This is a genomic window from Actinomadura kijaniata, assembly GCF_014138665.1.
GTDB lineage: Bacteria > Actinomycetota > Actinomycetes > Streptosporangiales > Streptosporangiaceae > Spirillospora > Spirillospora kijaniata.
On sequence record NZ_JACJIA010000009.1, the window covers coordinates 355,971 to 380,510 of the forward strand.

At 76.0% G+C, this 24,540-nt stretch carries 21 protein-coding genes; 12 read left to right on the forward strand and 9 right to left on the reverse strand.

Annotated elements, in window-relative coordinates; genetic code table 11:
* Positions 1-38 precede the first annotated feature (38 nt).
* Complete coding sequence (locus HNR61_RS31260; protein ID WP_182846732.1) at positions 39-1,319, reverse strand: WD40/YVTN/BNR-like repeat-containing protein; 1,281 nt, start codon at positions 1,317-1,319, stop codon at positions 39-41.
* Between the two features lie 482 nt (positions 1,320-1,801).
* Between HNR61_RS31260 and HNR61_RS50140 the strand changes: the two genes are divergently transcribed.
* Together HNR61_RS50140 and HNR61_RS31270 are read left to right on the forward strand one after the other, a co-directional pair.
* Positions 1,802-3,358: a sensor histidine kinase gene (locus HNR61_RS50140; protein ID WP_312898184.1), complete on the forward strand. Its 1,557-nt coding sequence runs from the start codon at positions 1,802-1,804 to the stop codon at positions 3,356-3,358.
* Positions 3,333-4,028: a response regulator gene (locus HNR61_RS31270; protein WP_067833520.1), complete on the forward strand. Its 696-nt coding sequence runs from the start codon at positions 3,333-3,335 to the stop codon at positions 4,026-4,028. Before HNR61_RS50140 ends, HNR61_RS31270 begins: the two co-directional genes overlap by 26 nt.
* On the opposite strand, the gene HNR61_RS31275 is transcribed toward HNR61_RS31270, so the two are convergent.
* Positions 3,974-7,138, reverse strand: coding sequence for an AfsR/SARP family transcriptional regulator (locus tag HNR61_RS31275; RefSeq protein WP_182846733.1), 3,165 nt, complete (start codon positions 7,136-7,138; stop codon positions 3,974-3,976). The two genes, HNR61_RS31270 and HNR61_RS31275, sit on opposite strands and share 55 nt — an antisense overlap.
* Before the next feature lie 83 nt (positions 7,139-7,221).
* Here HNR61_RS31275 and HNR61_RS31280 point away from each other — a divergent pair, with 83 nt between their 5' ends.
* The 4 genes from HNR61_RS31280 to HNR61_RS31295 all read left to right on the forward strand — a co-directional run bounded on the left by HNR61_RS31280 (position 7,222) and on the right by HNR61_RS31295 (position 10,539).
* On the forward strand, positions 7,222-7,806 hold the full coding sequence (locus HNR61_RS31280) for an SDR family NAD(P)-dependent oxidoreductase (protein ID WP_182846734.1): 585 nt from the start codon (positions 7,222-7,224) through the stop codon (positions 7,804-7,806).
* Complete coding sequence (locus tag HNR61_RS31285; protein WP_182846735.1) at positions 7,803-8,999, forward strand: MFS transporter; 1,197 nt, start codon at positions 7,803-7,805, stop codon at positions 8,997-8,999. Before HNR61_RS31280 ends, HNR61_RS31285 begins: the two co-directional genes overlap by 4 nt.
* Before the next feature lie 11 nt (positions 9,000-9,010).
* Positions 9,011-10,099 (forward strand): alkene reductase, encoded by a 1,089-nt coding sequence (locus tag HNR61_RS31290; RefSeq protein ID WP_182846736.1) that lies wholly within the window; start codon positions 9,011-9,013, stop codon positions 10,097-10,099.
* A 65-nt stretch (positions 10,100-10,164) separates the two neighbouring features.
* A complete protein-coding gene (locus tag HNR61_RS31295; RefSeq protein ID WP_182846737.1) occupies positions 10,165-10,539 on the forward strand; it encodes a hypothetical protein in 375 nt (124 codons plus the stop codon).
* A gap of 15 nt (positions 10,540-10,554) precedes the next feature.
* On the opposite strand, the gene HNR61_RS31300 is transcribed toward HNR61_RS31295, so the two are convergent.
* Both HNR61_RS31300 and HNR61_RS31305 read right to left on the reverse strand, forming a co-directional pair.
* Positions 10,555-11,334: an ABC transporter permease subunit gene (locus tag HNR61_RS31300; protein WP_182846738.1), complete on the reverse strand. Its 780-nt coding sequence runs from the start codon at positions 11,332-11,334 to the stop codon at positions 10,555-10,557.
* Positions 11,331-12,032: an ABC transporter ATP-binding protein gene (locus tag HNR61_RS31305; RefSeq protein ID WP_182846739.1), complete on the reverse strand. Its 702-nt coding sequence runs from the start codon at positions 12,030-12,032 to the stop codon at positions 11,331-11,333. Before HNR61_RS31305 ends, HNR61_RS31300 begins: the two co-directional genes overlap by 4 nt.
* A gap of 91 nt (positions 12,033-12,123) precedes the next feature.
* On the opposite strand from HNR61_RS31305, the gene HNR61_RS31310 reads away from it, so the two are divergent.
* Both HNR61_RS31310 and HNR61_RS31315 read left to right on the forward strand, forming a co-directional pair.
* The gene (locus HNR61_RS31310; RefSeq protein ID WP_182846740.1) at positions 12,124-13,215 is read left to right on the forward strand and encodes a sensor histidine kinase; all 1,092 of its coding nucleotides are present in this window, start codon (positions 12,124-12,126) and stop codon (positions 13,213-13,215) included.
* Entirely contained in the window at positions 13,212-13,856 is a 645-nt protein-coding gene (locus HNR61_RS31315; protein ID WP_182846741.1) for a response regulator, read from the forward strand. Before HNR61_RS31310 ends, HNR61_RS31315 begins: the two co-directional genes overlap by 4 nt.
* A gap of 19 nt (positions 13,857-13,875) precedes the next feature.
* Here the strand turns inward: HNR61_RS31315 and HNR61_RS31320 are convergent, their stop codons facing one another.
* A complete protein-coding gene (locus tag HNR61_RS31320; protein WP_067832665.1) occupies positions 13,876-14,220 on the reverse strand; it encodes a MerR family transcriptional regulator in 345 nt (114 codons plus the stop codon).
* Between the two features lie 156 nt (positions 14,221-14,376).
* Here HNR61_RS31320 and ahcY (HNR61_RS31325) point away from each other — a divergent pair, with 156 nt between their 5' ends.
* Together ahcY (HNR61_RS31325) and ahcY (HNR61_RS31330) are read left to right on the forward strand one after the other, a co-directional pair.
* A complete protein-coding gene (gene ahcY / locus HNR61_RS31325) occupies positions 14,377-15,807 on the forward strand; it encodes an adenosylhomocysteinase (RefSeq protein ID WP_182846742.1) in 1,431 nt (476 codons plus the stop codon).
* A gap of 88 nt (positions 15,808-15,895) precedes the next feature.
* Positions 15,896-17,152, forward strand: coding sequence for an adenosylhomocysteinase (ahcY, locus tag HNR61_RS31330; RefSeq protein WP_182846743.1), 1,257 nt, complete (start codon positions 15,896-15,898; stop codon positions 17,150-17,152).
* Between the two features lie 183 nt (positions 17,153-17,335).
* On the opposite strand, the gene HNR61_RS31335 is transcribed toward ahcY (HNR61_RS31330), so the two are convergent.
* On the reverse strand, positions 17,336-18,199 hold the full coding sequence (locus tag HNR61_RS31335; protein ID WP_182846744.1) for a DUF2339 domain-containing protein: 864 nt from the start codon (positions 18,197-18,199) through the stop codon (positions 17,336-17,338).
* Positions 18,196-18,519: a PadR family transcriptional regulator gene (locus HNR61_RS31340; protein ID WP_220509989.1), complete on the reverse strand. Its 324-nt coding sequence runs from the start codon at positions 18,517-18,519 to the stop codon at positions 18,196-18,198. Before HNR61_RS31340 ends, HNR61_RS31335 begins: the two co-directional genes overlap by 4 nt.
* 134 nt (positions 18,520-18,653) lie before the next feature.
* Here HNR61_RS31340 and HNR61_RS31345 point away from each other — a divergent pair, with 134 nt between their 5' ends.
* Positions 18,654-20,588 (forward strand): heavy metal translocating P-type ATPase, encoded by a 1,935-nt coding sequence (locus HNR61_RS31345; RefSeq protein WP_246444004.1) that lies wholly within the window; start codon positions 18,654-18,656, stop codon positions 20,586-20,588.
* A gap of 67 nt (positions 20,589-20,655) precedes the next feature.
* Here HNR61_RS31345 and HNR61_RS31350 read toward each other — a convergent pair whose 3' ends face one another.
* Positions 20,656-22,317 carry a serine/threonine-protein kinase gene (locus tag HNR61_RS31350; protein WP_182846747.1) on the reverse strand — a complete coding sequence of 554 codons (1,662 nt, stop codon included), beginning with the start codon at positions 22,315-22,317 and terminating at the stop codon, positions 20,656-20,658.
* A 91-nt stretch (positions 22,318-22,408) separates the two neighbouring features.
* Here HNR61_RS31350 and HNR61_RS31355 point away from each other — a divergent pair, with 91 nt between their 5' ends.
* Positions 22,409-22,999, forward strand: a complete 591-nt coding sequence (locus HNR61_RS31355) for a hypothetical protein (RefSeq protein ID WP_182846748.1) — start codon at positions 22,409-22,411, stop codon at positions 22,997-22,999.
* Here HNR61_RS31355 and HNR61_RS31360 read toward each other — a convergent pair.
* Positions 22,996-24,393, reverse strand: a complete 1,398-nt coding sequence (locus HNR61_RS31360) for a cellulase family glycosylhydrolase (RefSeq protein WP_182846749.1) — start codon at positions 24,391-24,393, stop codon at positions 22,996-22,998. The genes HNR61_RS31355 and HNR61_RS31360 overlap by 4 nt on opposite strands.
* Positions 24,394-24,540: the final 147 nt, after the last annotated feature.

Here is a 24,540-nt window from a genome sequence, read left to right on the forward strand (position 1 = left end):
CTCGGGGGTGGGCGCCCGTCGCGCGTTCCGGGGCGCGGTCAGCGGGGGCGCGGGGTGTTGGTCCAGGTGATGGCGTGGCGGAGCGGGTCGCCGGGGCGGCCGTAGGAGCCCGCCGCCGTCACCTTCGCGGTGCCCGGGAGCAGGGCCAGGGACGTGACGGAGGCCGCGCCGTCGCCGGGGTCGTCGCCGCTGGGGTCGGGGACCGCCGGGCGGGAGACGTCCCAGGCGCCGCCCGTCCGGCGGGCCAGGAGCGGGCGGCCGGTCGCGTCCTCGCCCGCGACCCAGACGCCGCCGCGGCCGTCGGGGGCCACCGCGTGGAGGCGGCCGTGCGGGACCGGGGCGGGGACGGCGGTCCAGGCGCGGCCGTCCCAGCGTTCCACCAGCGGGGTCCCGGAGGGCGTGGCGCCGACCGTCCAGGCGTCGCCCGGGCCGGTGGCGGCCACGTCGGTGAGCGTCCCCTCGCGGGCGGAGCCCGCGACGGCGCTCCACCGCCCGCCGGCCCAGCGCAGCAGCAGCGGCCGGGACCCGGCGTGGCCGGCGGCCCAGGCGTCGTCGGCGGAGCGGGCCGACACCGCCGCCAGCTCGCTCCCGGCGGGCGCGTCGACGGGGACGGGGGTCCAGCGGGAGCCGTCCCAGCGCCACAGGGCCGCGCGGTGGCCGGCGCTTCCGGCGATCCACGCGTCGGTGGGGGTGCGGGCGTCCACGGCGCGCGGGGTCCCCGCGAACGAGGCGGGCGTCCAGCGGCCGTCCGTCCAGCGGGCCAGGCGGGCGGTGCCGCCGGACGCGCCCACGGCCCAGGCGTCGCGGGCGGTGGCGGCGGAGACGCCCTCCAGCGTGGTCCCGGCGGGGACGGGCAGGGCCGTCTCGGTCCAGCGGGCCCCGTTCCAGGCCAGGGCGAACGGCGCGCCGCCCTTCTGCCCGACCGCCCAGGCGGCCCGTGCGGCCGGGGTGGTGATCCCGGTCAGGACGGCGTCCGGCGGGCGTCCCTCCGGACGGACGAAGCGCCAACAGTGACACTCGGCGTATGCCGGGACGGCGGTGAACACGGCAGTGAGCACGGTGGCGAACACGGCGGTGAACGCGGCGAGCGCGGGGGGTGCGGTGAACGTGGTGGACCCGGTGGTCACGGCGGGCCCGATGTTCACGGTGAGCTCGGTGCGCACGGTCAGCGCAGTGAGTGTGGTGGGCTCGGTGGGCTCGGTGGGTGCAGTGGTCGCGGTGGGCCCGGTGAGCCTGGTGGACGTCGTCGCGTCCCGTGGTGTCGCGTCCCGTCTCGTCTTGCGTGGCGGGGCGGCGTGGTTCCGGCGGAGAAGTGGCATGGTCGATCCCCCGCGTCTGATTCTCCGGGAGATGTGTCAACGGGCCGCCGGGCGGGCGCGTTCCGTGAGCAAAGGAACGGGTATGAGTGCCGGCCGGATGTGGCCTTGGTCACCCTGGAGTGTGCCGTGGGAGGGCCGTTCCCTCGCCGGAGCGGCCGTCCGCGTCCGGTCGACCCCAGCCCAGGACATGACCGTTCGCGCCCCGAGGGGCACTGGCACGGCCGCCCGGCGAGGGAGCCTTCCCATCGGTCCCCGCCCGGCCCCTGAATTCCGGGCGGTTCTGGTGTGACCTGGCGGTCCGCCGTACCCCCTACGTCGGCGGGACCGCCGTGCCGGTCACGATGAAGACATTACGCGGCCGCCGGAGCCCGGGGCGTCCCCCTGAAGGAGGGACCGAAGGTCGTCCTCCAGAGGGATTCCGCCTCTCCGCATAACTCCGCATGGTGAGGTGAAACGGGGCTCGGAGCGGTCACCATGGGAACGTGACCAGCGACGACCGCATCGACCGGACCACCGACCGACGCGCCCCGACCGGATTCGGCCCCGCCCTCGCCCACCACGCGTGGCGACTGTCGGGCCGCATCGTCGCGGGCGTCGGGCAACTGCTGCTGTGGGTGCTGACCGGGATCGGAACGCTGCTGCGCCCGCTCGGCCGCCGGATCGGCGCGAAGCTCACCGGGCGCGGCGGGGGCCCGGCGCCGTCGAGCACGGTCACCGCGCCGCTGCCCCGGTGGATCAACATCTGGGCGGAGGCCCACCGGTCCTGGTGGTTCGCGCCGCTGACCGGCCTGGCCCTCGCCCTGGCGGCGGTCGCCGAGCTGACGCCGCAGGTCCGGACGCCGGTGAGCGTGGCGGGCGGGTTCGCGCTCGCGGCGACGCTGCCGCTGGTGTGGCGGCGCGAGTACCTGCGGCCGGTGGCGGCGGTGGTGCTGGGGGCGTTCGCGGCGAGCCTGCTGACCGGGCAGACCCTGCTGGTGACCACCACGTTCGCGGCCCTGTACACGCTGTACTGCCTGGGACGGCAGATGCCGCGCCAGTCGGCGGGGGTGCTGGCGGTCGGCAGCGCCGCGACCGTCGCGGTGGTGTACCTGGCGACCTCCAGCCTGGACCGGGTGCCCTGGCCCGCCGCCGTGGTGGCGGTGCTGGCCGCGATCGGCCTGGGCGACGCGCGCCGCACCGTGGAGGCCGCCGACCACGCCGAGGCCGCCGCGCAGGAGCGCAACAACGAGACCCTCACCCGGCTGACCGCCGTGCAGCGCGAGCAGGCCGTGATGCGCGAGCGCGCCCGCATCGCGCGCGAGCTGCACGACGTCGTCGCCCACTCCGTCTCCATGATCGCCGTGCAGGCGGAGACCGCGCCCTACACCATGGACGGCCTGTCGCCGCAGGCCCGCGAGGGCTATGCGGAGATCGCGAAGACGGCGCGGGAGGCGCTGGTGGAGATGCGGCGGCTGCTGAGCGTGCTGCGCGCCGACGCCCGGCCCGAGCCGGACTCGGCCCCGCAGCCGCGGCTGGACCGGCTGCCGGAGCTGATCGAGCAGCACCGGGGCGCGGGCGGCCGGGTGGACCTGGAGGTGCGCGGCGACCCGCGCGCGCTGTCCACGACGGTGGAGCTGTCGGCGTACCGGATCGTCCAGGAGGCGCTGACGAACGCCCGGCGGCACGCGCCCGGCTCGGAGGTCCACGTCGAGCTGACGTACCTGCCCGACCGGCTGGCGGTGCGGGTCCTCGACGACGGGGCGCACGCTCCCACGATGGTGTTGAACCGGGAGGCGTTCGGCTCCCGTACCGCCGTACTGGACCCGCAGGCCACCGTTCCCGACCCGGACCGGACCCGCGTGCAGCCCGCCGCTCCTCCGCCGGAGGGGTCCGGCGGGCACGGTCTCGTGGGGATGCGGGAACGTGCGACCATGCTGGGCGGGCGCTTCTCCGCCGGACCGGTCACCGAGGGCGGGTTCGCGGTGGAGGCCGAGCTTCCGCTGGCCCCGCAGTCGAGGGAGGAACCGGCTCGTAATGATCAAGGTGCTGATCGTCGATGACCAGACCATCGTGCGGGCCGGGTTCGCGGCGCTGCTGAACGCCCAGCCCGACATCACCGTCGTCGGCGAGGGCGCCGACGGCCGCGACGCAGTCCGGCTGGCCGAGGCGCACCGCCCCGACGTGGTCGTCATGGACATCCGGATGCCGGGGATGGACGGCATCGAGGCGACCCGGCGGATCCTGGCGCAGCCGTGGGCGTCCTCGGTGGACGGCGGGGCGCGGGTGCTGGTGCTGACGACGTTCGACGTGGACGAGTACGTCTACGAGGCGCTGGCGGTCGGGGCGAGCGGCTTCCTGCTGAAGGACGCCACCGCCGAGGAGCTGGTGTCGGCGGTGCGGGTGGTGGCGCGCGGGGACTCGCTGCTGGCCCCGCAGGTGACGGGCCGCCTGATCCGCGAGTTCACCCGGCAGCGGCGGCGGCGCCCGCAGGCCCCGGCGGAGCTGTCGACGCTGACGGCCCGGGAGACCGAGGTGCTGACGCTGATCGCGGGCGGCCTGTCCAACGGCGAGATCGCCCGGAAGCTGGTGGTCAGCGAGCACACGGTGAAGACGCACGTGGCGCGCGTGTTCACGAAGCTGGGGCTGCGGGACCGCGCGCAGGCGGTGATGCTGGCCTACGAGTCCGGCGTGGTGGTGCCGGGCGGCGGCCACGAGCCCGCCGACCAGTAGCCGCCCTCCCGGAACGCCGCCGCGAACGCCGCCGCGCCGAGGGCCCGGGTCGCGGCCGCCGTGATCCGGTCGACGTCGAGGCGTTCGCCGGGCGGCAGCGGGGCGCCCACCGACCGGCGCGCCGCGTCGGCCGCGCCCAGCAGCAGCGCGGCGCGCCCGGGCTCCCCGGCGAGGACCGCCGCGCCCGCCAGGCCCTCCAGGGACAGGGCGACGGCGCGGGGCTCGGCGACCGACCGGGCGATCCTCAGGCCGCGCCGGTGGTGCTCGGCGGCCTCGGCGGCGTTCCCGCGCATCTCGGCGAGGAACCCGAACTCGGCCGCCAGCAGGTGCTCGCCGATCTCCGAGGACGTGTGCTCGTCGCGGATGCGGGTCAGGTGCCGTTCGGCGGCGGCCAGGTCGCCGGAGCGGCGCGCGCCCAGCGCCAGGCCCATCAGCGCGTGCAGCTCGCCGTAGATGTACCCCTGCTCGGCGGCCTGGCGCAGGGCGCGTTCGTGCAGGTCGCGGGCGCGGTCCCAGTCGTGGGCGAGCAGCGCCAGCCGTCCCAGCCCGGAGGTGCGGGCCGAGACCTCGGCGGCCAGGTCCAGCTCGCGGGCGATGCTCAGGCCCTCGCGCTGGAGGCGCTCGGTCTCGGCGTAGTCGCCCCGGATCTCGGCGAGGGAGGCCAGCGGGGTGACGGACTGGAGTTCGCCCCACCGGTCGCCGAGCGCGCGGAACATCCCGGCGCTGCGGCGGCCGTCGCGTTCGACGGCGTCGAGGTCGCCCCGGACGAGCGCGTGCATGGCGCGCAGGCCGAGCGCGGCGGCGGTGGTCCACTCGTCGTCGGAGGCGTCCAGGACGCGGGCGACCAGGTCCTCGCTGGCGGCGAGCGCGCCGGCGTGGAACAGCCCGAACGCGTGCAGCCACGCCGCCCGCGCGGACTCCGCGCCGGCGGGGACCGGCGGCGGCGCCGCTTCCCCGTCCCCGTCCTCGTCCGCGGCCCGCGGGTCGCCGGTCAGCAGCCGGAACGCCCGGTGCAGCTCCCGGACCTCCGGGTCCGGGGGACAGTCCCGTAGCGCCGACGCCAGATGGGCGCGGCCCTCGGCGAGGCGGCCCCGCAGCAGCCACCACCAGCACAGGGCCTTCACCAGGCGGGCGGCCTCGGGACCCCGCCGCGCGATCGCCTCGCCCAGCGCGGCCCGCAGGTTGGCGGCCTCGGCGTCCAGGCGGCCGAGCTCCTCGCGCTGCCCGGCGCCCCGGAGCCGGGGTTCGGCGCGTTCGGCGAGGTCCAGGTGGTACCGCAGGTGGCGGTGGCGGGTGGCGTGGTGGTCCTCCATCTCCCGCAGGCGCTCGCCCGCGTACGCCGCCACCGACTCCAGCAGCCGGTAGCGCGGCCCCGCCGGGCCGTCCACCATGACGACCAGGGACCGGTCCACCAGCCGGGTCACCAGGTCGAGGACCTCCCCGGGGGCCACGCCGTCCCCGGCGCACACCGCCTCGGCGGCCTCCAGGGTGCAGCCGTCGCGGTGCACCGACAGGCGGCGCAGCACGATCCGCTCGGGCGCGCCCAGCAGCTCCCAGCTCCAGTCGATCACCGCGCGCAGGGTCTGCTGGCGTTCCGGCGCGCCGCGCCGCCCCGAGGTCAGCACCCGGAACCGGTTCTCCAGCCGCGCCGCCAGCTCCCGCACGCCCAGCCCGCGCACCCGCGTCGCGGCCAGCTCCAGCGCCAGCGGGATGCCGTCGAGGCGCTCGCAGATCTCGGTGACGGCGCCGGCGTCGAGGGCGACGCCGGGGGCCGAGGCGCGGGCGCGTTCGGTGAACAGCCGCACCGCGTCGGCGGTCGGCAGCGGCTCCACCGGCACGACGGTCTCGCCCGCCACGTCGAGGGGCTCGCGGCCGGTGGCGAGGATCCGCAGCCCCGGGACGGCGCGCAGCAGCCGGTCGGCCAGCGCGGCGGCCGACCGGACGACGTGCTCGCAGTTGTCCAGCACCAGCAGCGGGCGGCGGTCGCGCAGGGCGGCGGCGAGCCGTTCGGCGAGCGGGGCGGCGTCCGGCGCGTCGTCGCGGACGCCGAGGACGGCGGCGACGGCCCGCGCGACGTCGTCGCCGGCGCCCAGCCCGGCCAGCTCGACCAGCCACACGCCGTCGGGGGAGCCGGGGGAGAGCCGGTGGGCGGCCTCGACCGCCAGCCGCGTCTTGCCGACCCCGCCCGGCCCGGTCAGCGTGACCAGCCGGGCGCCGTCCAGGAGCCGTTCCACCTCCGCCAGGGCATGGTCCCGGCCGATCAGCGGGGTGAGCGGCGCGGGCAGCGGCGGGGCCTGGAGGCCCGCGCGCGCCGACGCGACGGACGCGGTGGGCGCGGTGGGCCCGGCGGGGGTGGTGTGGTCGTGGGCGGGCGCGGAACGCGGCAGGAGCGTGGCGTCCTGCCGCAGGATCGCCTGGTGCAGGGCCGTCAGCTTCGGGCCGGGATCGACGCCCAGCTCGTCGGCCAGCCGCTCGCGCAGCGCCGTGTAGGACTCCAGGGCCTCGCCCTGGCGGCCCGCCAGGTACAGGGCGCGCATGTGGGCGGCGCGCAGGCGTTCGCGCAGCGGGTGCCGGGCCACCAGGTCGGTCAGCTCCCCGACCAGCAGCAGGTGGTCGCCCGCCGCGAGCAGGGCCTCGGCGCGCTCCTCCACGACGGCCAGGCGCTGTTCGTTCAGCCGGTCGGCCGCCGCCCGCGCGAACTCCGCGTCGGCGAAGTCCGCGAACGCCGGGCCCCGCCACAGCCCCAGGGCCTCGGTGAGCGGCGCGACCGGGTCGGCGGCGTCCCGGGCCCGTTCCGCCAGGGCCCGGAACCGTCCCGCGTCCACGTCCCCGGGGTCGTCGATCCGCAGCCGGTACCCGGCGGCCTCGTGGACCACCCGGTCGCGGCCGAGCGTGCGGCGCAGCTGGGACACCTTGGCCTGGAGGGCGTTGGCGGGGTTGCCGGGCGGGGCGTCGCCCCACAGGTCGTCGATCAGCCGGTCGGCCGCCACCGGCCGTCCCTCGTGGACGAGCAGGTCGGCCAGCAGCGCCCGGACCTTGGCCTCGGGGACGTGGACGGGCTCGTCCCGGTCGTCCCACACCGCGAGCTGACCCAGCACCCCGAAACGCATGGTCCGCACGGTACACAGCGCTGAGGAACGGCCGTCAGCCGGGCGTCAGCCGGTCCGAAGCGCCCGGCGGCACAGTTCTCGCCATGACGAAGTACGCGGAACGCAGGGCCGTCGTCGCCGGTGTGACCGGCGTGGGCGTGGCGATCGCCAAGCTGCTGGTGGAGGGCGGCGCGCGGGTCCTGCTGGCCGGGACCGGCGCCGGGGGAGCGGCCGCGGAGGTCGGCTCCGCCGTCCACCTGCTCCGGGCTGCCGGGCCCGGCGCCGTCGCGACCGCCCTCGGCGGCGTGGACCTGCTGTTCGTGGCCGAGCCGACCCCCGTCCGCGGGCTGCTGCCGCTCCTGGCGGACGGCGGCGCGGTCGTCTTCGTCAGCCCCCCGGCCGACCCGGACGAGCCCCGCGCGCTGGCCGCCGAGCTGGCCGGTCGCGGCGTCCGCGTCAACGCCGTCGCGCCCGGCTTCCTCGACCCCGACCCCGGCGTCCCCCTCGACCGGTACGCGGACCTGCGGGAACGCTGCGACGCCCGGACCCCGCTGCGGCGGCTCGGCACGCCCGGCGAGGTGGCCCGCGCGGCGCTGTTCCTGGCCGTGGAGGCGACGTTCACGACCGGGGCGCGGCTGCCCGTCGACGGCGGCCTCACCCTGCACCGAGACCTGGAGAACCGATCATGACGATGACCGCGCGGCGGCCCGCCGGGGCCGCCTCCGACCGGCTGCCGATGTCGGCGCTGCTGGCGCTGGCCACGGCGGTGTTCATCACGAGCCTGACCGAGACGCTGCCCGCCGGGGTGCTGCCGCAGATGAGCGCGGCGCTGCGGGTGGGCGAGTCCACGGCGGGCCAGACGGTGACGATCTACGCGATCGGCACGGCGCTGCTGGCGATCCCGCTGACGGCGGCCACGGCGGGCTGGCGGCGCAGGCGGCTGCTGCTGACGGCGGTGGCGGCGTTCGCGGTCGCCAACACCGTCACCGCCCTGTCGTCGGTCTACGTGCTGACGATGGCGGCCCGGTTCGCCGCCGGGGTGGCGGCCGGTGTGGCGTGGGCGCTGCTGGCGGGCTACGCCCGCCGGATGGCCCCGCCGCACCTCCAGGGCCGGGCCATGGCGATCGCGATGGCGGGGATCCCGGTGGCGCTGTCGCTGGGCGTCCCGGCCGGGACCTTCGTCGGGCAGGCGTTCGGGTGGCGGTCGGCGTTCCTGGCGATGACCGCGCTCACCGTCGCCCTGTTCTTCTGGATCATCGCGTCGGTGCCCGACTTCCCCGGCCAGGAGCGCGGGGAGCGCACGCCGATGCGGCACGCCCTGCGCGAACCCGGCGTCGTGGCGGTCCTGTTCGTCACGCTGGTCTTCGTCCTGGCCCACACGATCCTGTACGCCTACATCGCGACGTTCCTCGACGACCTGGGCATGGGCGGGGACACCGACCTGGTCCTGCTGGTCTTCGGCGTCGCGTCGCTGGTGAGCATCTGGGCGGTCGGCTCGCACATCAACCGCCGCCTCCGCGCCCTCACGATCGGCGGCACGCTGCTGGTGGCCGTCGCCGCCGGGCTGCTGGCGGCCTTCGCCGACCACCACGCCCTCGTCTACCTGGCGGCGGTCCTGTGGGGCCTCGGCTGGGGCGGCGTCCCGACCCTGCTCCAGACCGCCGTGGGCGACGCCGGGGGCGAGCACGCCGACGCCGCGCAGGCGATGCTCGTCACCCTCTGGAACGTCGCGATGGCCGGGGGCGGCGTCCTCGGCGGCGCGCTGCTCGACCTGGCCGGGACCGACGCGTTCCCCCGGTCCGTCCTGATCCTGCTGGCCCCGGTCCTGGCCGTGGTCCTGCTGTCCCGCGCGCACGGCTTCCCCGCCAAGCGCCCGAACTGAGGAGACCTTCGATGACCACCCTGTTCACCCCCGCCCGCCTCGGCTCGCTGACCCTGCCGAACCGCCTGGTGATGGCCCCGATGACCCGCAACCGCGCGACCGCCGACGGCGTCCCGACGCCGCTGATGGCCGAGTACTACGCCCAGCGCGCCACCGCCGGGCTGATCATCGCCGAGGCCACCACGCCCGACCGGGTGGGCCAGACCTACCCCGACATCCCCGCGATCTTCAACGCGGCGCAGACCGAGGGCTGGCGGCGGGTCACCGGCGCGGTCTCCGCCGCCGGGGGCCGGGCGTTCCTGCAACTCCAGCACGGCGGGCGGATCGGCCACCCCGACAACAGCGGGCTGGTGCCGGTCGCGCCGTCCCCGGTCGCGTTCCCCGACGCGATCCACACCCCGAACGGCCCGCGGCCCGCCCCGGTGCCGCGCGAGATGACCGCCGACGACATCGGCGCGACCGTCGCGGCCTTCGCCGCGGCCGCCCGCAACGCGATCACCGCGGGCTTCGCCGGGGTGGAGGTCCACGCCGCGAACGGCTACCTGCTGCACCAGTTCCTGTCCACCCACACCAACCGCCGCACCGACGCCTACGGCGGCCCGGTCGAGAACCGCATCCGCTTCGTCCTGGAGGTGGTGGACGCGGTGGTGGACGCCGTCGGCCCCGACCGCGTGGGGATTCGTATCGCGCCCGGCGTCACCGCCAACGCGATGCGCGAGACCGACGTCGAGGACGTCTACCCGGCCCTGGCCCGGGAGCTGGCCGCCCGGAACCCGGCCTACTTGCACGTCGTCTTCGCCGACCCGGAGAGCCCCCTGTTCCACGGGCTCCGCCGCCTGTGGCCGACCGCCCTGATCGCCAACCCGGCGCTGCCGTGGCCGACCCCGTTCCCCGCCGACGGCGGCCGGGCGGAGGCCGAACGCCTCCTGGCGGCGGGCGCGGACCTGGTCTCGCTGGGCCGGGCGTTCCTGGCCAACCCCGACCTGGTCGACCGCCTCCGCCGGAACGCGCCCCTGAACGGCAACCGCCCCGAGCACTGGTACGGGGGCACGGCGGAGGGCTACACCGACTACCCGGAGCTGGCCCCCGTCCCGGCCTGATCCGCCGGGGCCGGTTACCCGCGAGGTAATCGATCCCGGCGCCGCGGGGAGGCAGGGTCGGCGGCATGGAACGCGTACTGGAGGCGGCGGCGGGCGGCCGCATCGCCTGGGGAGCGCTGGCACTGGCCGCGCCCGGCCTCAACGTGAGACTGGCGGGCGCGGCCGACCGGGACACCCCCGAGATCAGATACCTGATCCGGGTCTTCGGGAGCAGGGCCCTCGCGCTCGGCCTCGGCTACCTGCTGAGCGACCCGCGGGCGCGGCGGCGGTGGCGCAGGATCTGCCTGGCGGTGGATCTCTGCGACACCGCCGCCGGGGCCGTCCACCTGGTCCGCGGGGACGTGCCGCGCGCCTCGGCGGCGGGCCTGACGGCGTTCACCGGCGGCTACGCGGCCCTCGGGCTGCTGGCCCTGCGGGCGGAGGGCCGGGAGCCCCGCTGACGGCCGCCGCCCGGGTCAGGCGTCGCGGCGCTCCAGGGTCAGCAGGCCGCCGGCCAGGGCGGCGGCCGTCCAGGCCAGCAGGATCGCCAGCGCCGTCCACGGCCCGAAGTCGGAGGGGCCGAACATCCCCCCTTCCGGTCTCGTGCCCATCATCACGTAGCCCGCCTGGTCCGGCAGGTACTGCGTGAACCTCCGGACGGCCGGGATGCTCGCCAGGCCCTGGCCGTTCAGGAACAGCAGGGGGATCATGATCCCCAGGGTCAGGGCCGTGCCGCGCAGCATCGCCGCGACGCCCGTCGCCAGCGCGCACATCAGCACCATGTACAGGAAGGCCCCGGCGATCGCGCGCGGCACGCCGGGATCGCCCGGGTCCGCGCCGTGCGGGCCCAGCCCCCACTGCGCCACCGCGAAGAGAACCGGCACCGTGACCAGCGAGAACGCCGCCGCCACCGCCGTCACCGCGAGGACCTTCGCCGCCAGGAACCGGCCCCGCCGCGGGATGGCGACCAGCGACATGCGGATCGTCCCGCCGGAGTACTCGCCGGTCACCGCCAGCACCCCGAACACCACCAGCGCGAGCTGCCCGAACGCCAGCCCGTAGAAGCCGAACACCGTCGGGTCGAAGTCCGCCTGCCGGTCCGGGGGCATGCGGTCGAAGCCGCCGCGCATCGAGAGGGACGCCAGCGCCCCCAGCCCGAGGCTCAGCGCGAACGCCGCCGCCAGCGTCCAGTACGTGGACCGCAGCGACCGGAGCTTGGTGAGTTCCGCCCGGAACGCGCTCCCGGACGCGCTCACGCGACCGCCTCCGTCCGGCGCATGAACGCCTCCTCCAGCGAGCCGAACCCGGCCGTGAACTCCGCCAGCCCGCAGTCGGCCACCAGCCGCCCCCGCGCGATCACGACCAGGTGGTCGGCGGTCAGCGCCATCTCGCTCATCAGGTGGCTGGAGACCAGGACCGTGCGGCCCTCGGCGGCCAGGGCGCGCATCAGGCCGCGGATCCAGCGGATGCCCTCGGGGTCCAGGCCGTTCACCGGCTCGTCGAGGATCAGCACGCCGGGGTCGCCCAGCAGCGCGGCGGCCACGCCGAGCCGCTGCCGCATCCCCAGCGAGAACCCGCCGACCCTCCGGCGCGCCGCCTCCGCCAGCCCCACCCGCTCCAGCACCTCCGGGATCCGCCGGGCGGGCAGCCCGCCCGCGTGCGCCAGCCACCGCAGATGGCCGTGCGCGGTGCGCCCGCCGTGCAGGGTGGACGTCTCCAGCAGCGCGCCCACCGACCGCAGCGGCGCGGGGGAGCGCCGGTGCTCGACGCCGTCGATCAGCGCCCGTCCCCGCGTGGGCCGGTCCAGCCCGAGGACCATCCGGACGGTGGTGGACTTGCCCGCCCCGTTGGGCCCGAGGAACCCCGTCACCCTCCCGGGCCGCACCGTGAACGTCAGCCCGTCCACGGCGACCCGCCTGCCGTACCGTTTGCTCAGGTCATGTACTTCGATCACGGGATCCGACGCTAGGGACGGGCCGCCGCCGCGCGCCGTCCCCGAAAGTCGCCGATCCCCGCGACGAACGTTGACGAACTACGCTCCGGGCATGGCCCGAGTCGTCGCGATCGTCCTCGCCGTGCTGCTGGACATGGCCAGGCTCCTGCCCGATCCGTCCCCTCCGGCGGCGCTGTTCGCCCTGGCGGTCCCCGCCGCCGCGGCCGTGGCCTGGCGCGCCCCGCTGCCGGGCCTGGTCCTGGTCGCCGCCCTGGCGGCGCTGCCGGACGGCCCGGCGGCCCTGCTGGTCTGGGCGGCGTTCCACGCGGGCCACCACGCCCGCACCCGCCGCGACGCGGTCCTGGCCGGGGCGGCGGCCGTCGCCCACGCGGCGGGGCAGGCGTTCACGGTCCCCGCACAGATCCTCCCGCGCCTGCTCATGTTCGTCGCGCTGCCCCTGCTGGTCGGCCACCACCTGGCCCGCCACCGCCGCCTGGTCGAGGCGCTGACCGAGAGCAACCGCCGCCTGCGCGCCGCCCACGACCTGCTCGCCGCCCGGGAGCGCCTGCGCATCGCCCGCGACGTGCACGACTCGCTGGGGCACCAGCTCAGCCTGCTCACCCTCCGCGCGGCGGCCCTGGAGACCCGCACGCCCGAGGCGCGCGACCTGGCCGTCACCGCCCGCCGCGCCGTGGACCAGCTCCACGACCTGGTCGGCTCCCTGCGCGCCCCGGACGCGCCGTCGCCGACCCTGGCCGACCTGGACGCCCTCACCGCGCGCGCCGGGGCGGCCGGGCTGGCCCTGGCGGTGCGCCACGCCGGGGACCGCCGCGACCTCGACCCGCAGGCGTCCCGGGCGGCCTACCGCGTGGTCGAGGAGGGCCTCACCAACGTCGCCAAGCACGCCCCCGGGGCCCCGGTCACGGTCACGTTCGACTGGGAGCCCGACGCCCTGCTGATCACGGTCGCCAACCCCGCCGGCGCGTCCGGCGCCCCCGAGGGCCACGGGCTCACCGGCCTGCGCGAACGCCTCGCCGAGGCCGGGGGAACGCTGCACGTCGCCGCCGGCGACGGGTTCCGCCTGGCCGCGATGCTGCCCTACCCCGCCCCCGAGCCGGACCCGGCCCGCTCCCGCGCCCTCACCACCGCCCTGGCGGTCGGCGCGCTGGTGCTGGCCCTGCTGCCCGTGACGGGGGTCCGATGATCCGCGTCCTGGTCGCCGACGACGAGCCGCTGATCGTCGAGGGCGTCCGCGCCGTGCTGGAGGCCCAGCCCGACCTGCGCGTGGTCGCCACCGCCGCCGACGGCCGCCAGGCCGTGGAGCGGGCCCGCCGCCACCGCCCCGACGTGGCGGTGCTGGACGTGACGATGCCGGTGATGGACGGCCTCACCGCGCTGGAGCACCTGGCGGTCCCGGCGGTGATGCTGACGGCGTTCGGCGACGAGCCCAACGTGGTGCGCGCCCTGGAGCGCCGCGCGGCGGGCTTCGTCCTGAAGAACCACGCCCCCGACGAGCTGGTGCGGGCGGTCCGCGCGGCCCACGCGGGCGAGGCCTACCTCTCCCCGGCGATCACCCGGATGGTGCTGTCGCTGGTGGACCCGGCCGCCGCCCGCCGCCGCGCCGGGGCCCGCGCCCGCCTGGCGGCGCTCAGCCCCCGCGAGACCGAGGTCCTGCGCCTGCTGGCCGAGGGTCACCCGAACGCCGCGATCGGCCGGCGCCTGCACATGACCGAGGCGTCCATCAAGACCTACGTCAGCCGCATCCTGGCCAAGCTCTCCTGCGAGAACCGCGTCCAGGCCGCGATGCTCCTGCGCGACGCCGAGGACCCCGTCCACGGCGGCTGATCCACGGTCGCGGCGGAGGTCAGCGGCGGCGTTGCAGCAGCCGCAGCGCCTTCTCCTTCTCGAAGTCGAGGTAGCGCGCGGGCGGCGCGGACAGGCGGCCGATGCGCTCGCCCAGCTCGCGCACCCGCGCCTGCACCTCCGGCTCGGCCAGCACCCGCAGCCCGAACGCCAGCTCGGCCGGTCCGATGTCGTAGCGTTTCTCCAGCGCCAGCACCAGCGCGACCGCGCGCAGCTCGGCGTCGTCGAAGCGGCGGTGGCCGCCCGGACCGGTGTCGCGGGTCGCGGGCAGCAGGCCCAGGCTCTCCCGGTACCGGAGCATGCGGGGCGAGGTGCCGAGCCGCCGGGCGGCCTCCGTGATGCGCATGGGACCGATTCTGACAAATCACTGTCAGAAACGGGCGGACGACCGTGCCTCCCGCTCCGGTCCCGCCCTAGACTTCCGAGCAGACCCCGGCCCCGCCGAACGGGATCAACGGGACAGGGCGCCGAACCCCACGTGATACCAAGGAGCACCGAAACCATGGACTACAAGGTCGCCGACCTCTCGTTGGCCGACTTCGGGCGCCGGGAGATCCGGCTCGCCGAGCACGAGATGCCGGGCCTGATGGCCGTCCGCAAGGAGTACGCGGACTCCAAGCCGCTGCGCGGCGCCAGGATCATGGGCTCGCTGCACATGACCATCCAGACCGCGGTGCTGATCGAGACCCTGGTCGAGCTGGGCGCGGACGTCCGCTGGGTCTCCTGCAACATCTTCTCCACCCAGGACCACGCGGCCGCCGCGGTCGTCGTCGGGCCGAACGGCACCGTCGAGGAGCCCAGGGGCGTGCCGGTCTTCGCCTGGAAGGGCGAGACCCTGGAGGAGTACTGGTGGTGCACCGACCAGGCCCTCCAGTGGCCCGACGGCTCCTACCCGAACATGATCCTGGACGACGGCGGCGACGCCACCCTGCTGGTCCACAAGGGCGCCGAGTACGAGAAGGCCGGGGCCGTCCCGACCGCCTCCGAGGACGACCCGGAGGAGTGGGGCATCATCCTGGACACCCTGCGCCGCACCATCGCCGAGAAGCCGGGCCGCTGGACCGCGACCGCCGCCGAGGTCAAGGGCGTCACCGAGGAGACCACCACCGGCGTGCACCGTCTCTACGAGATGCACAAGAACGGCACCCTGGCGTTCCCGGCGATCAACGTCAACGACTCGGTCACCAAGTCCAAGTTCGACAACAAGTACGGCTGCCGCCACTCGGTGATCGACGGCCTGAACCGCGCCACCGACGTGCTGATCGGCGGCAAGGTCGCCGTCGTGTGCGGCTACGGCGACGTCGGCAAGGGCTGCGCCGAGGCGCTGCGCGGCCAGGGCGCCCGCGTGATCGTCACCGAGATCGACCCGATCTGCGCGCTCCAGGCCGCGATGGACGGCTACCAGGTCACCACCCTGGAGGACGTCGTCGAGATCGCCGACATCTTCGTCACCACCACCGGCAACTTCAACATCATCCGCGCCGACCACATGGAGCGGATGAAGCACCAGGCCATCGTCAGCAACATCGGCCACTTCGACAACGAGATCGACATGGCCGGGCTGGCCCGCGTCCCCGGCGTCGAGAAGATCGAGATCAAGCCGCAGGTCCACGAGTGGCGCTTCCCCGACGGCCACTCCATCATCGTGCTGGCCGAGGGCCGCCTGATGAACCTGGGCTGCGCGACCGGCCACCCCTCGTTCGTGATGTCCAACTCCTTCACCAACCAGGTGATCGCGCAGATCGAGCTGTTCACGAAGACCGAGGAGTACCCGGTCGGCGTGTACGTCCTGCCCAAGCACCTGGACGAGAAGGTCGCCCGCCTGCACCTGAGCGCCCTGGGCGTCAAGCTGACCGAGCTCACCAAGGAGCAGGCCGAGTACATCGGCGTCGACGTCGAGGGCCCGTACAAGCCGGACCACTACCGCTACTGATCCGGTTCTGATCGGATAGCGCGCACAGCCGCCGCACGGCCCGCACCGGCCGTGCGGCGGCTCTCGTTCACGTAAGGGGAGGGCGGAGATGAGCGACGTCGCGGACGCCTCGCTGGCCTACGCGGGGGTCCGGAGGATCGAGTGGGCCGACCGGAGCATGCCGGTGCTGGCGCAGATCCGGGAGCGGTTCGCCGCCGAACGCCCCCTCGACGGCCTGCGGATCGCGGCGTGCATGCACGTCACCACCGAGACCGCGAACCTGATCCGCACCCTCCAGGCGGGCGGCGCGCGCGTGGCGCTGGCCGCCTCCAACCCGCTGTCCACCCAGGACGACACGGCCGCCGCCCTCGCCCACGAGTACGGCGCGGAGGTCTACGCCCGCGCCGGGACCGACCGCGAGGGCTACTACCGGCACATCCACCAGGCGCTGGAGATCGACCCGGACCTGGTGCTGGACGACGGCTGCGACCTGGTCAACATCCTGCACACCGAGCGCACCGACCTGCTCGACACCGTCCGGGCGGGCTGCGAGCAGACGACCACCGGCGTCATCCGCCTGCACCAGATGGCCCGCGAGGGCGCGCTGCGGTTCCCGGTGGTGGCGGTGAACGACACCGACACCAAGCACATGTTCGACAACCGCTACGGCACGGGCCAGTCCACCCTGGACGGCATCATCCGCGCGACCAACACGCTGCTGGCCGGGAAGACGGTGGTCATCGCGGGGTTCGGCTACTGCGGCCGGGGCCTGGCCGAACGCGCCCGCGGCATGGGCGCGCGCGTCGTGGTCACCGAGATCGACCCGGTGAAGGCGCTGGACGCGACGCTCCAGGGCTTCGAGGTCCGGCCGATGGCCGAGGCGGCGCGGCGCGGCGACGTGTTCATCACGGTCACCGGCAACCGCGACGTGATCGACGGCGTCCATCTGGCGATGATGAAGGACGGCGCGATCCTCGCCAATTCCGGACATTTCGATGTTGAGATCGACGTCCGGGCGCTGGAGGAGCTGGCGGTGACGGTGCACCGCGGCGTCCGCCCCCAGGCCGACGAGTACGTGCTGGCCGACGGCCGCCGCCTGGTCCTGCTCGCCGAGGGGCGGCTGGTGAACCTGGCGGCGGCCGAGGGGCACCCGGCGGCGGTGATGGACATGTCGTTCGCCGACCAGGCCCTGACCTGCGCGTGGCTGGCCGAGGCCCACGCGACCCTGGCGGCCGGCGTCCACGACGTCCCCCAGGAGATCGACACCGAGGTGGCCCGGCTGAAGCTGGCCTCGATGTCGGTCGAGATCGACGTCCTGACCCCCGAGCAGGACGACTACCTGCGCTCCTGGCGCCTCGGCTCCTGACCTCCTAGGCCGTGTTTCAAAGCCCTGGCCCACGGCGCTCGCCTGGCGGCTCGCACCTCACCAGGGCTCGGCGAGCGCGACATCGCTTCGCGATCTGACCTGCGGGCCCTCGCCTCCGGCGTCGGGCCCGCAGGTCAGGTAACGCGCTCGCGTGCGCGGCTGAGGCCCACTTTGAAACAGGCCCTAGGTCCCGGCGCCCTCGGACCCGGCCGCGGGCCTCCGCGCCGTGACGGCCATGGTCAGCAGCAGGGCCGTGAGGGTCAGCCAGTAGGCGATGTACCGCGCGCTCATCGGCGGGTACGTCAGGGCCGAGACCACGCCCGGCAGGACGTAGAGCGCCGCGGCCAGCGCCCAGCGCGGGCTGCGCGCCACGGCGGTCGCGGCGATCCCGGCCAGCAGCACGACGCCCTCCGTGCCCATCTTGACGGCCTGCCAGACCTCGCCGTATCTCCAGCCGCCGGGCGCCCAGGCGAGGACGAGGGCGAGCGCCGGGATCGCCAGCCACCACCACGGCCGGACGCGCAGGTCCCGCGACCGGCGGGCCGCCAGGACCACGGCCCCGCCCGCCAGCGCCCCGTAGGGGATCAGCGACACCCAGTTGTGGTAGGCCGGTCCGAGGAGGGGCGACCAGCTCGCGGCCCCGATCCCGAACAGCATGACCCGGCCGGTCGAGAGCGCCACGACCAGGGCCAGCGGCAGCACCGCCGGCGCCCAGCCGCGCAGGAGCGCGACCACCAGCGCGGCCGAGACCGCCAGCCACCCCGGGGAGACGCGGTCGGACACGTTGTAGGACAGGTTCGCCAGGGCGATCACCAGCAGGCCCAGGTGCAGGCCGTCGGCCCACCACGGCACGGGACGCCCGGCGGCCTCGCGGGCGCGGGCGGTCAGGCCCGCCGTGACGAGCCCGGCCGTTTCCCTCGGCGAGGGGCGGCGCGGGGCGTCGTTCATCAGCGTGCCGAGGATCTCGGCTCCGTACTCGGCGCGGTGCCGGGACGGGAAGGCCCGCAGGAAGACCCGGTACCAGCGCTCGGCGACCACCGCGCTCATGCCGGCGCCGCCCCGGTGGCCGGGGCGATCCGCGTGGTGACGACCCGGGCGGCCTGCTCCATCCGCGCCGCCTCGCGGACGACGGCGGCGCGCCCGTCCCCGGTCAGCCGGTAGTAGCGGCGGGGACGGCCCTGGACCGTCTCCTCGCGGTCCACGGCGACCAGCCCGTCGCCCGCCAGCCGGTCCAGGGCCCCGTACAGGGTGCCGACGGCCAGCCGCACCCGCCCGCCGGACTGCTCCTCGGCCCGCTTGATGATCCCGTAGCCGTGCGACGGCCCGTCCAGCAGGGCGGCCAGCACGAAGTACGTGGGCTCGCTCATCGTTGGTGATCGTTTGACCATACGGGGGACGATATATCAGCAGGCGAAGTATGGGAAGCGTTCGCCGCCGATCCCTTGCCGCCTCACGGGCCCCGCTTTGCCGCGCCACGGACCGCGCGGGGCACACCGATCACATGGGGCACGACGGGCACGGGGACCGCGCGGCGCGGTTCCGGGATCGGCTGTGGGGGAGCCTGGCGCTGTCGGCGCCGGTGCTGGTCTACGGCGACACGCTCCAGCACTGGTTCGGGTACGCCGCGCCCCGCTTCCCCGGCTCCCACTGGATCGCGCCGGTGTTCGGAACGCTGGTCCTCCTGCACGGCGGGCGCCCGTTCCTGAGCGGGGCCGTCGACGAGGCCGCGGCGCGGCGGCCCGGGACGATGCTGCTGATCACGCAGGCGCTCGCCCTCATGTACGCGGCGGGCCTGGCGGCCGCGCTCGGGCTGCTCGACCTGGACCTGTGGGGGGAGCTGGCGCTGCTGGTCGACGTCCTGCTGCTCGGCCACTGGCTGGAGGCGCGGGCGTTCGGGCAGGCGCCGGACGCGCCGCCGCCCGACGTGGCCGAACGCGTCGAGGACGGCACGCCCGTCACCGTCGCGGCGGGGGAGCTGCGGGTCGGGGACACCGTGCTCGTGCGGCCCGGCGCGCGCGTCCCGGCCGACGCGACGGTCACCGAGGGGACGGCGGCGTTCGACGAGGCGCCGCTGACCGGGCGGGCCCGGCCGGTCGAACGCGGCCCCGGCTCGGCGATCGCCGCCGGGACGGTCGCGACCGACGCGGCCGTCCACGCCCGCGTCACCGCCGTCGGCGAGGACACCGCCCTGGCGGGGATCCACCGCCTGGTGGACGAGGCGCGGCGGGCGTCGGCCGACCGCGCGGCGGGCCGCCTGTACTCCGCCGCGACGGGGGCGGCGGTCGCGGCGGTCGCGGTGTGGCTGCTGCTGGGCGAGCCGGAGCGGGCGGTGCGCGGGGCCGTGTCGGTGCTGGTCGTCGCGTGCCCGCACGCGCTGGGCCTGGCGGCGCCGCTGGTCGTGGCGGTCTGCGCGGCGGCCGGCGCGCGGGCCGGGATCCTGGTCCGCGACCGGAGGGCGCTGGACCGGATGCGCGCCGTCGACACCGTCCTGTTCGGCAAGACCGGGACCCTCACCACCGGCCGCCCCGAGGTCGCCGGCACGACGGCCGACGGCGACGCCGGAACGCTGCTCGCGCTGGCCGCCGCGGCCGAGTCCGCCAGCGGGCACCCCCTGGCCCGCGCGATCGTCCGCGCGGCCGGGGACGGACGCGCGTCGGCGGCGACGGGGTTCCGGTCGCTGCCCGGGATCGGCGTGGAGACGCGGGTGGACGGCCGCCGCGTCGCCGTCGGCGGCCCGGCGCTGCTGCGGTCGGCGGACGCGCCCGCCGGGCCGTTCGCCCGGACCGCCGCGCGCTGGGGCGGGGAGGGCGCGACCGTGGTGTACGTGCTGGTGGACGGCGCGGTCGCCGGGGCGCTGGCGGTCCACGACCCGGTCCGTCCCGAGGCCGCCGAGGCGGTCGCCGCGCTGCGCGCGGCGGGCCGCCGGGTCGCGATGGTCACCGGGGACGCGCGGCCGGCCGCCGAGGCCGCGGCGCGGCGGGTCGGCATCGAGGAGATCTACGCCGGGGTGCTGCCCGTCGACAAGGGCCGCCGGGTGCGGGCGCTGCGGGAGGGCGGCCGCGCGGTCGCCATGGTCGGCGACGGCGTCGCCGACGCCCCCGCGCTGGCCATGGCCGACGTCGGCGTCGCGATCGGCGCGGGCGCCGCGGCCCGGTCCGCCGACGTGGTGCTGGCCTCCGCCGACCCGCGCGCCGTCGCCTCGGTGCTCAGGCTGTCGGAGGCGGCCCACCGCACGACGGCCCGGAACCTGGCCTGGGTCGTGGGCTACCACGCCGTGGCGGTCCCGCCGGCCGCCGGGGCGCTGGCGTGGGCGGGCGTGCCGCCGTCCCCCGTGGCCGCCGCGGCCGCGGCGGGCCTGGCCACCCTGGTCGTGGCCCTCAACACGCGGCTGCCGCGCCGCCTGGACCTGACCCGCCGGACCGGCCCGGCGAAGTGACCGGCCTCCCACGCCCCGCGCCGGGCCCGGCCGTACGCCACCCGGCCACCTCGGGCCCGGGGGTGGGTCAGGTGTCGAGGGCGCGCAGGTTGCGGCGGGCGGCGGGGGCGACGACGGGGTGGTCGGTGGCGGCGGCGCGCTCCCACCAGGACCGGGCCTCGACCGGGTCGCCCTCGTCCTGGGCGATGAAGCCGCGGTTGTGCATGGCGCGCGGCGCGATCTCGGGGTCGCCGCTGGCGGCGGCCCGCTCGTACCAGGACCGGGCCTCCTCCAGGTCGCCGAGCTTCTCGGCGATGACGCCCAGGTCGTTCATCGCGATCGGCGCGACGGCCGGATGGTCGCTGGCGACGGCGCGCTCGTACCAGGACCGGGCGCGGGCCAGCTCGTCGTCCTCCTGGGCGAGCAGGCCGAGGCTGCGCATGGCGCGCGGCGCGACCTCCTCGTGCTCGGTCGCGGCGGCCCGCTCGTACCAGCGGCGGACCCCGGCGCGGTCGCCCTCCTCGCGGGCCAGCAGCGCCAGGTCCCGCATCGCCTTGGGCGCGGCCTCGGGGTGCCCGCTGGCGGCGGCCCGCTCGTACCAGAGGCGCGCGCCGTCGGCCCCCGAGCGCCGCCGCTCGATGAGCGCCAGCCGCCGCATGGCGCGCGGCGCGACGTCGGGGTCCTCGGAGGACACCGCCTGCTCCAGCCACAGCCGCGCCTCGTTCAGCTCGCCCCGCTCGATCGCCTGCTCGCCGCGTTCCAGCAGCGTGCCGGGGGCGAACGCGGGCAGCGTCCCGGTCGGGACGGCGGCCGGGGCGGAGGCGGGGGCGCGGGTCGCGGGGTGGCCGGGCGCCGACCGCTCCTCGATCATCGTGGCGACCTCGCCGGGCAGCCAGTGGGCGTCGGCGCCGCGCGGCAGCCGCAGCCGCCGCAGGATCTCGCGCGGCTCCGGCCGGGCGGCCGGGTCCTTGGCCAGGCACGCCGCGACCACGTCCCGCAGCTCCGCGGGGACCCCGCCCAGCCGCGGCTCCTCCGCGCAGATCCGGTAGATCAGCGCGTGCGGCTGCCCGCTGCCGAACGGCCCCTCGCCGGTCGCCGCGAACGTCAGCACCCCGCCCAGCGCGAACACGTCCGACCGCCAGTCGATCTCGGCGTCGCCGCGCGCCTGCTCGGGCGACATGTAGCCGGGCGTGCCGAGCGGGCCCCCGGCGACGGTGTGCATGGTGGTGTCGGCGGCCAGCGCGATCCCGAAGTCGATGATGCGCGGGCCGTCGGCGGCCAGGATCACGTTGCCGGGCTTGAGGTCGCGGTGGACCAGGCCCTTCTTGTGGATGGCGGCCAGCCCCTCGGCCAGGTGCGCGCCCAGCAGCCGCACCGTGTCCGGCGGCAGCGGGCCGTGCCCGTCCACGGCGGCGGTCAGCGTCGGGCCGGGGATGTAGGCGGTGACCAGCCACGGCGGGTCGCCCTCGGGGTCGGCGTCCACGACGGCGGCGGTGTAGAACGCGTTGACGTTCATCGCCGCCCGCACCTCGGCCGCGAACCGCTTGCGCAGCTGCGGCAGCCCCGCGAAGTCCGCCCGGATGATCTTCACGGCGACGGCCCGGCCGCTGGGCGTCCGGCCGAGGTAGACGGTGCCCATCCCGCCCTGCCCGAGCCGCCCGACCAGCTCGTACTCGCCGACCAGCCGCGGGTCGCCCGGCTGCAACGGCTGGCCCCCGAACCCGGCGTCCTCCCCGCTGCCCCCTGACATGGTCCGGAGTATTGCGTATTCCACCATTCTTCGAACAGGCGTCGAAACCCGATTGTCATCAGCCGTCATGCCCTGGGATAGCGTCGGCGGAATGCCGCGTGGAACATACCTGCACCTGGACGAGGGGATCGAGGAGCGTTTCCAGTGCGCTCCGGGCCCGGGGGGCTGGCGCTATGTCGGGGAACGCGCCGACGGCGTCCGGCTGGATCTGGTCGTCGACTCGCGCTGGCGGCAGATCCGCGTCGAGATCGTCACCCCGTCCCGCTGGACGCGCGGCGGCGTCACGGGCCCGGCGGTCGCGTGGGTGCGCGGGGCGGGCGAGGAGGCCACCGAGCACGACGCGCCCGCGGCGGGTTTCACGGGGGAGTCCCCGGGGTTCCTGGTCGCGGTGGCGCGTTCGCTGGCGCTGGCCGGGGAAGAACGGCGCGACGTCCGCCTGGTCCGTTTCTCGGGCACGACGCTGTCCCCGTTGACGATCGCCGAACGGTGGCGTCTGGCCGACGTGGAGACCCACGAAACGGATACGGGCCCTCTCCCCGTCGAACGTTATGAAATAGCCGACCTGGCGACCGGGGAGATTCGCTTCGTGTATCTGGCGGGGGACGTGGTGGTCGCCGCCGAGGGAATCGAACTGACGGAACTGGATTCCCCGCCCAATCTGGGTTCGCTCGGCATCTCCTAGCGAACGGTGACGGTGTGGGCGGGCGTCGCGGGGTCGTGCCAGACCGACAGGACCTTGCGCGCCGGGTCCCAGCGCCAGGACCAGCGTCCCGCCGGGTCGCTGCCGGTCACCTTCGGGGCCGCCGCCGAGGGCAGCCAGATCTCCGTCGGGCCGCTCACCCCCGGCCGGTTGCGCCAGGCCACCGTCAGCGCGCCGGACCGGTGGGAGATCCTCGTCGGGGTGCCCGCGATCGCGCGGGGCCGGGGCCGGGCCAGCAGACGGCCGAAGACCGTCGGGTTGCCGTTCGCGTCGGTCACGCCGGTCGCGCCCGGGTCGTTCGACCAGTACGCCCAGCCGATCCGCAGGTCGTCGGCGAGCGTCAGCCAGTCGGCCGTGAAGTCCCCGGCCCCGGCCGCGTCGGCGTTCATCCCGCCGACCTCGCCGATCCACAGCGGCGTCCCCAGCCGCCGGGCCGCCGCCGGGAGGTTGGTCCGCCACAGCGCGAGCTGCGCCCGCGCCAGCGCCCTGGTCGGCCCGCTGTAGGACCCGCCGAGATCGATGCCGAGCGGGTACAGGTGCGGCGCCAGCACCAGCCGGGGCCCGCCGGGGCGCGGGTCGCGGACCGGGTCCAGGAACGTCGGCCCGCCCTCGTTGGGCCCGACCGGCTGCGGCTCCAGGAAGATCCAGTTGTCCCGGTCCACCTCCCGGATCGCGTTGACGACCCGCTGGTAGAACGGCGTCAGCGTCGGCTTCTCGAAGAACCCGAGCTGCCGCGTCCCCCCGAACGGCTCGTTGATCAGGTCGTAGCCCAGCACCGCCGGGTCGCCCGCGAACCGCCGCGCCACGTGCCGCCACATCGCCACGTACCGCCGCATCAGCTCCGGATGCGCGCCGGTGTGGTTCCAGAAGTTGTCGAACGCCCGGACCACCCCCGGTTGCAGGTAGGTCAGCACCCACGGGGTCTGCGGCGTGCACGGCAGCCCGTCGGTGATCGTCGCCCACGCGGGGGCGCCGTTGCCCGCGCCGGAGCAGGCGGCCGGGCCGTAGATGTCCTGGTGCATGTCCAGGATCACGTGCATGCCCTGCTCGCGGTACCAGGAGACGCGCCGCGCGACCGCGTCCAGGTAGCCCTCGTCGTAGCGGCCCGGCCGCGGCTCGACGTTCTTCCACTGGACGAGGTAGCGGACCGAGTTGGTGCCGAGGTCGCGGGCCTCGCGGACGACGTCCTCCCGCGTGATCCAGGGGAGCCCGTCGGCGTTCTTGGCGCGGCTGGCGGTGTTGAGCCCGTGCAGGATCAGCGCCCGCCCCCGGTCGTCGGTGACGTGGCGCTGGTCGGCGGACGCCCGCGCGGTGCCGGGAACGGTCAGCGCCGCTCCCGCCAGCACGGCGACGGCGGTGAGGCGAGCGAGCCGCATGGCGGCCTCCTGTCCAAAACGTGAAACTTATTCGGACAGTAGGTCGTCGGCGGCGCGCGTCCTAGCCGGAGAACCGCACAACGACGGCGGTCGTTTGTGGCGGGTGTTGCCACTTCCGCCCGAGCGGTTTTCGTGCCGGTGCCAAAG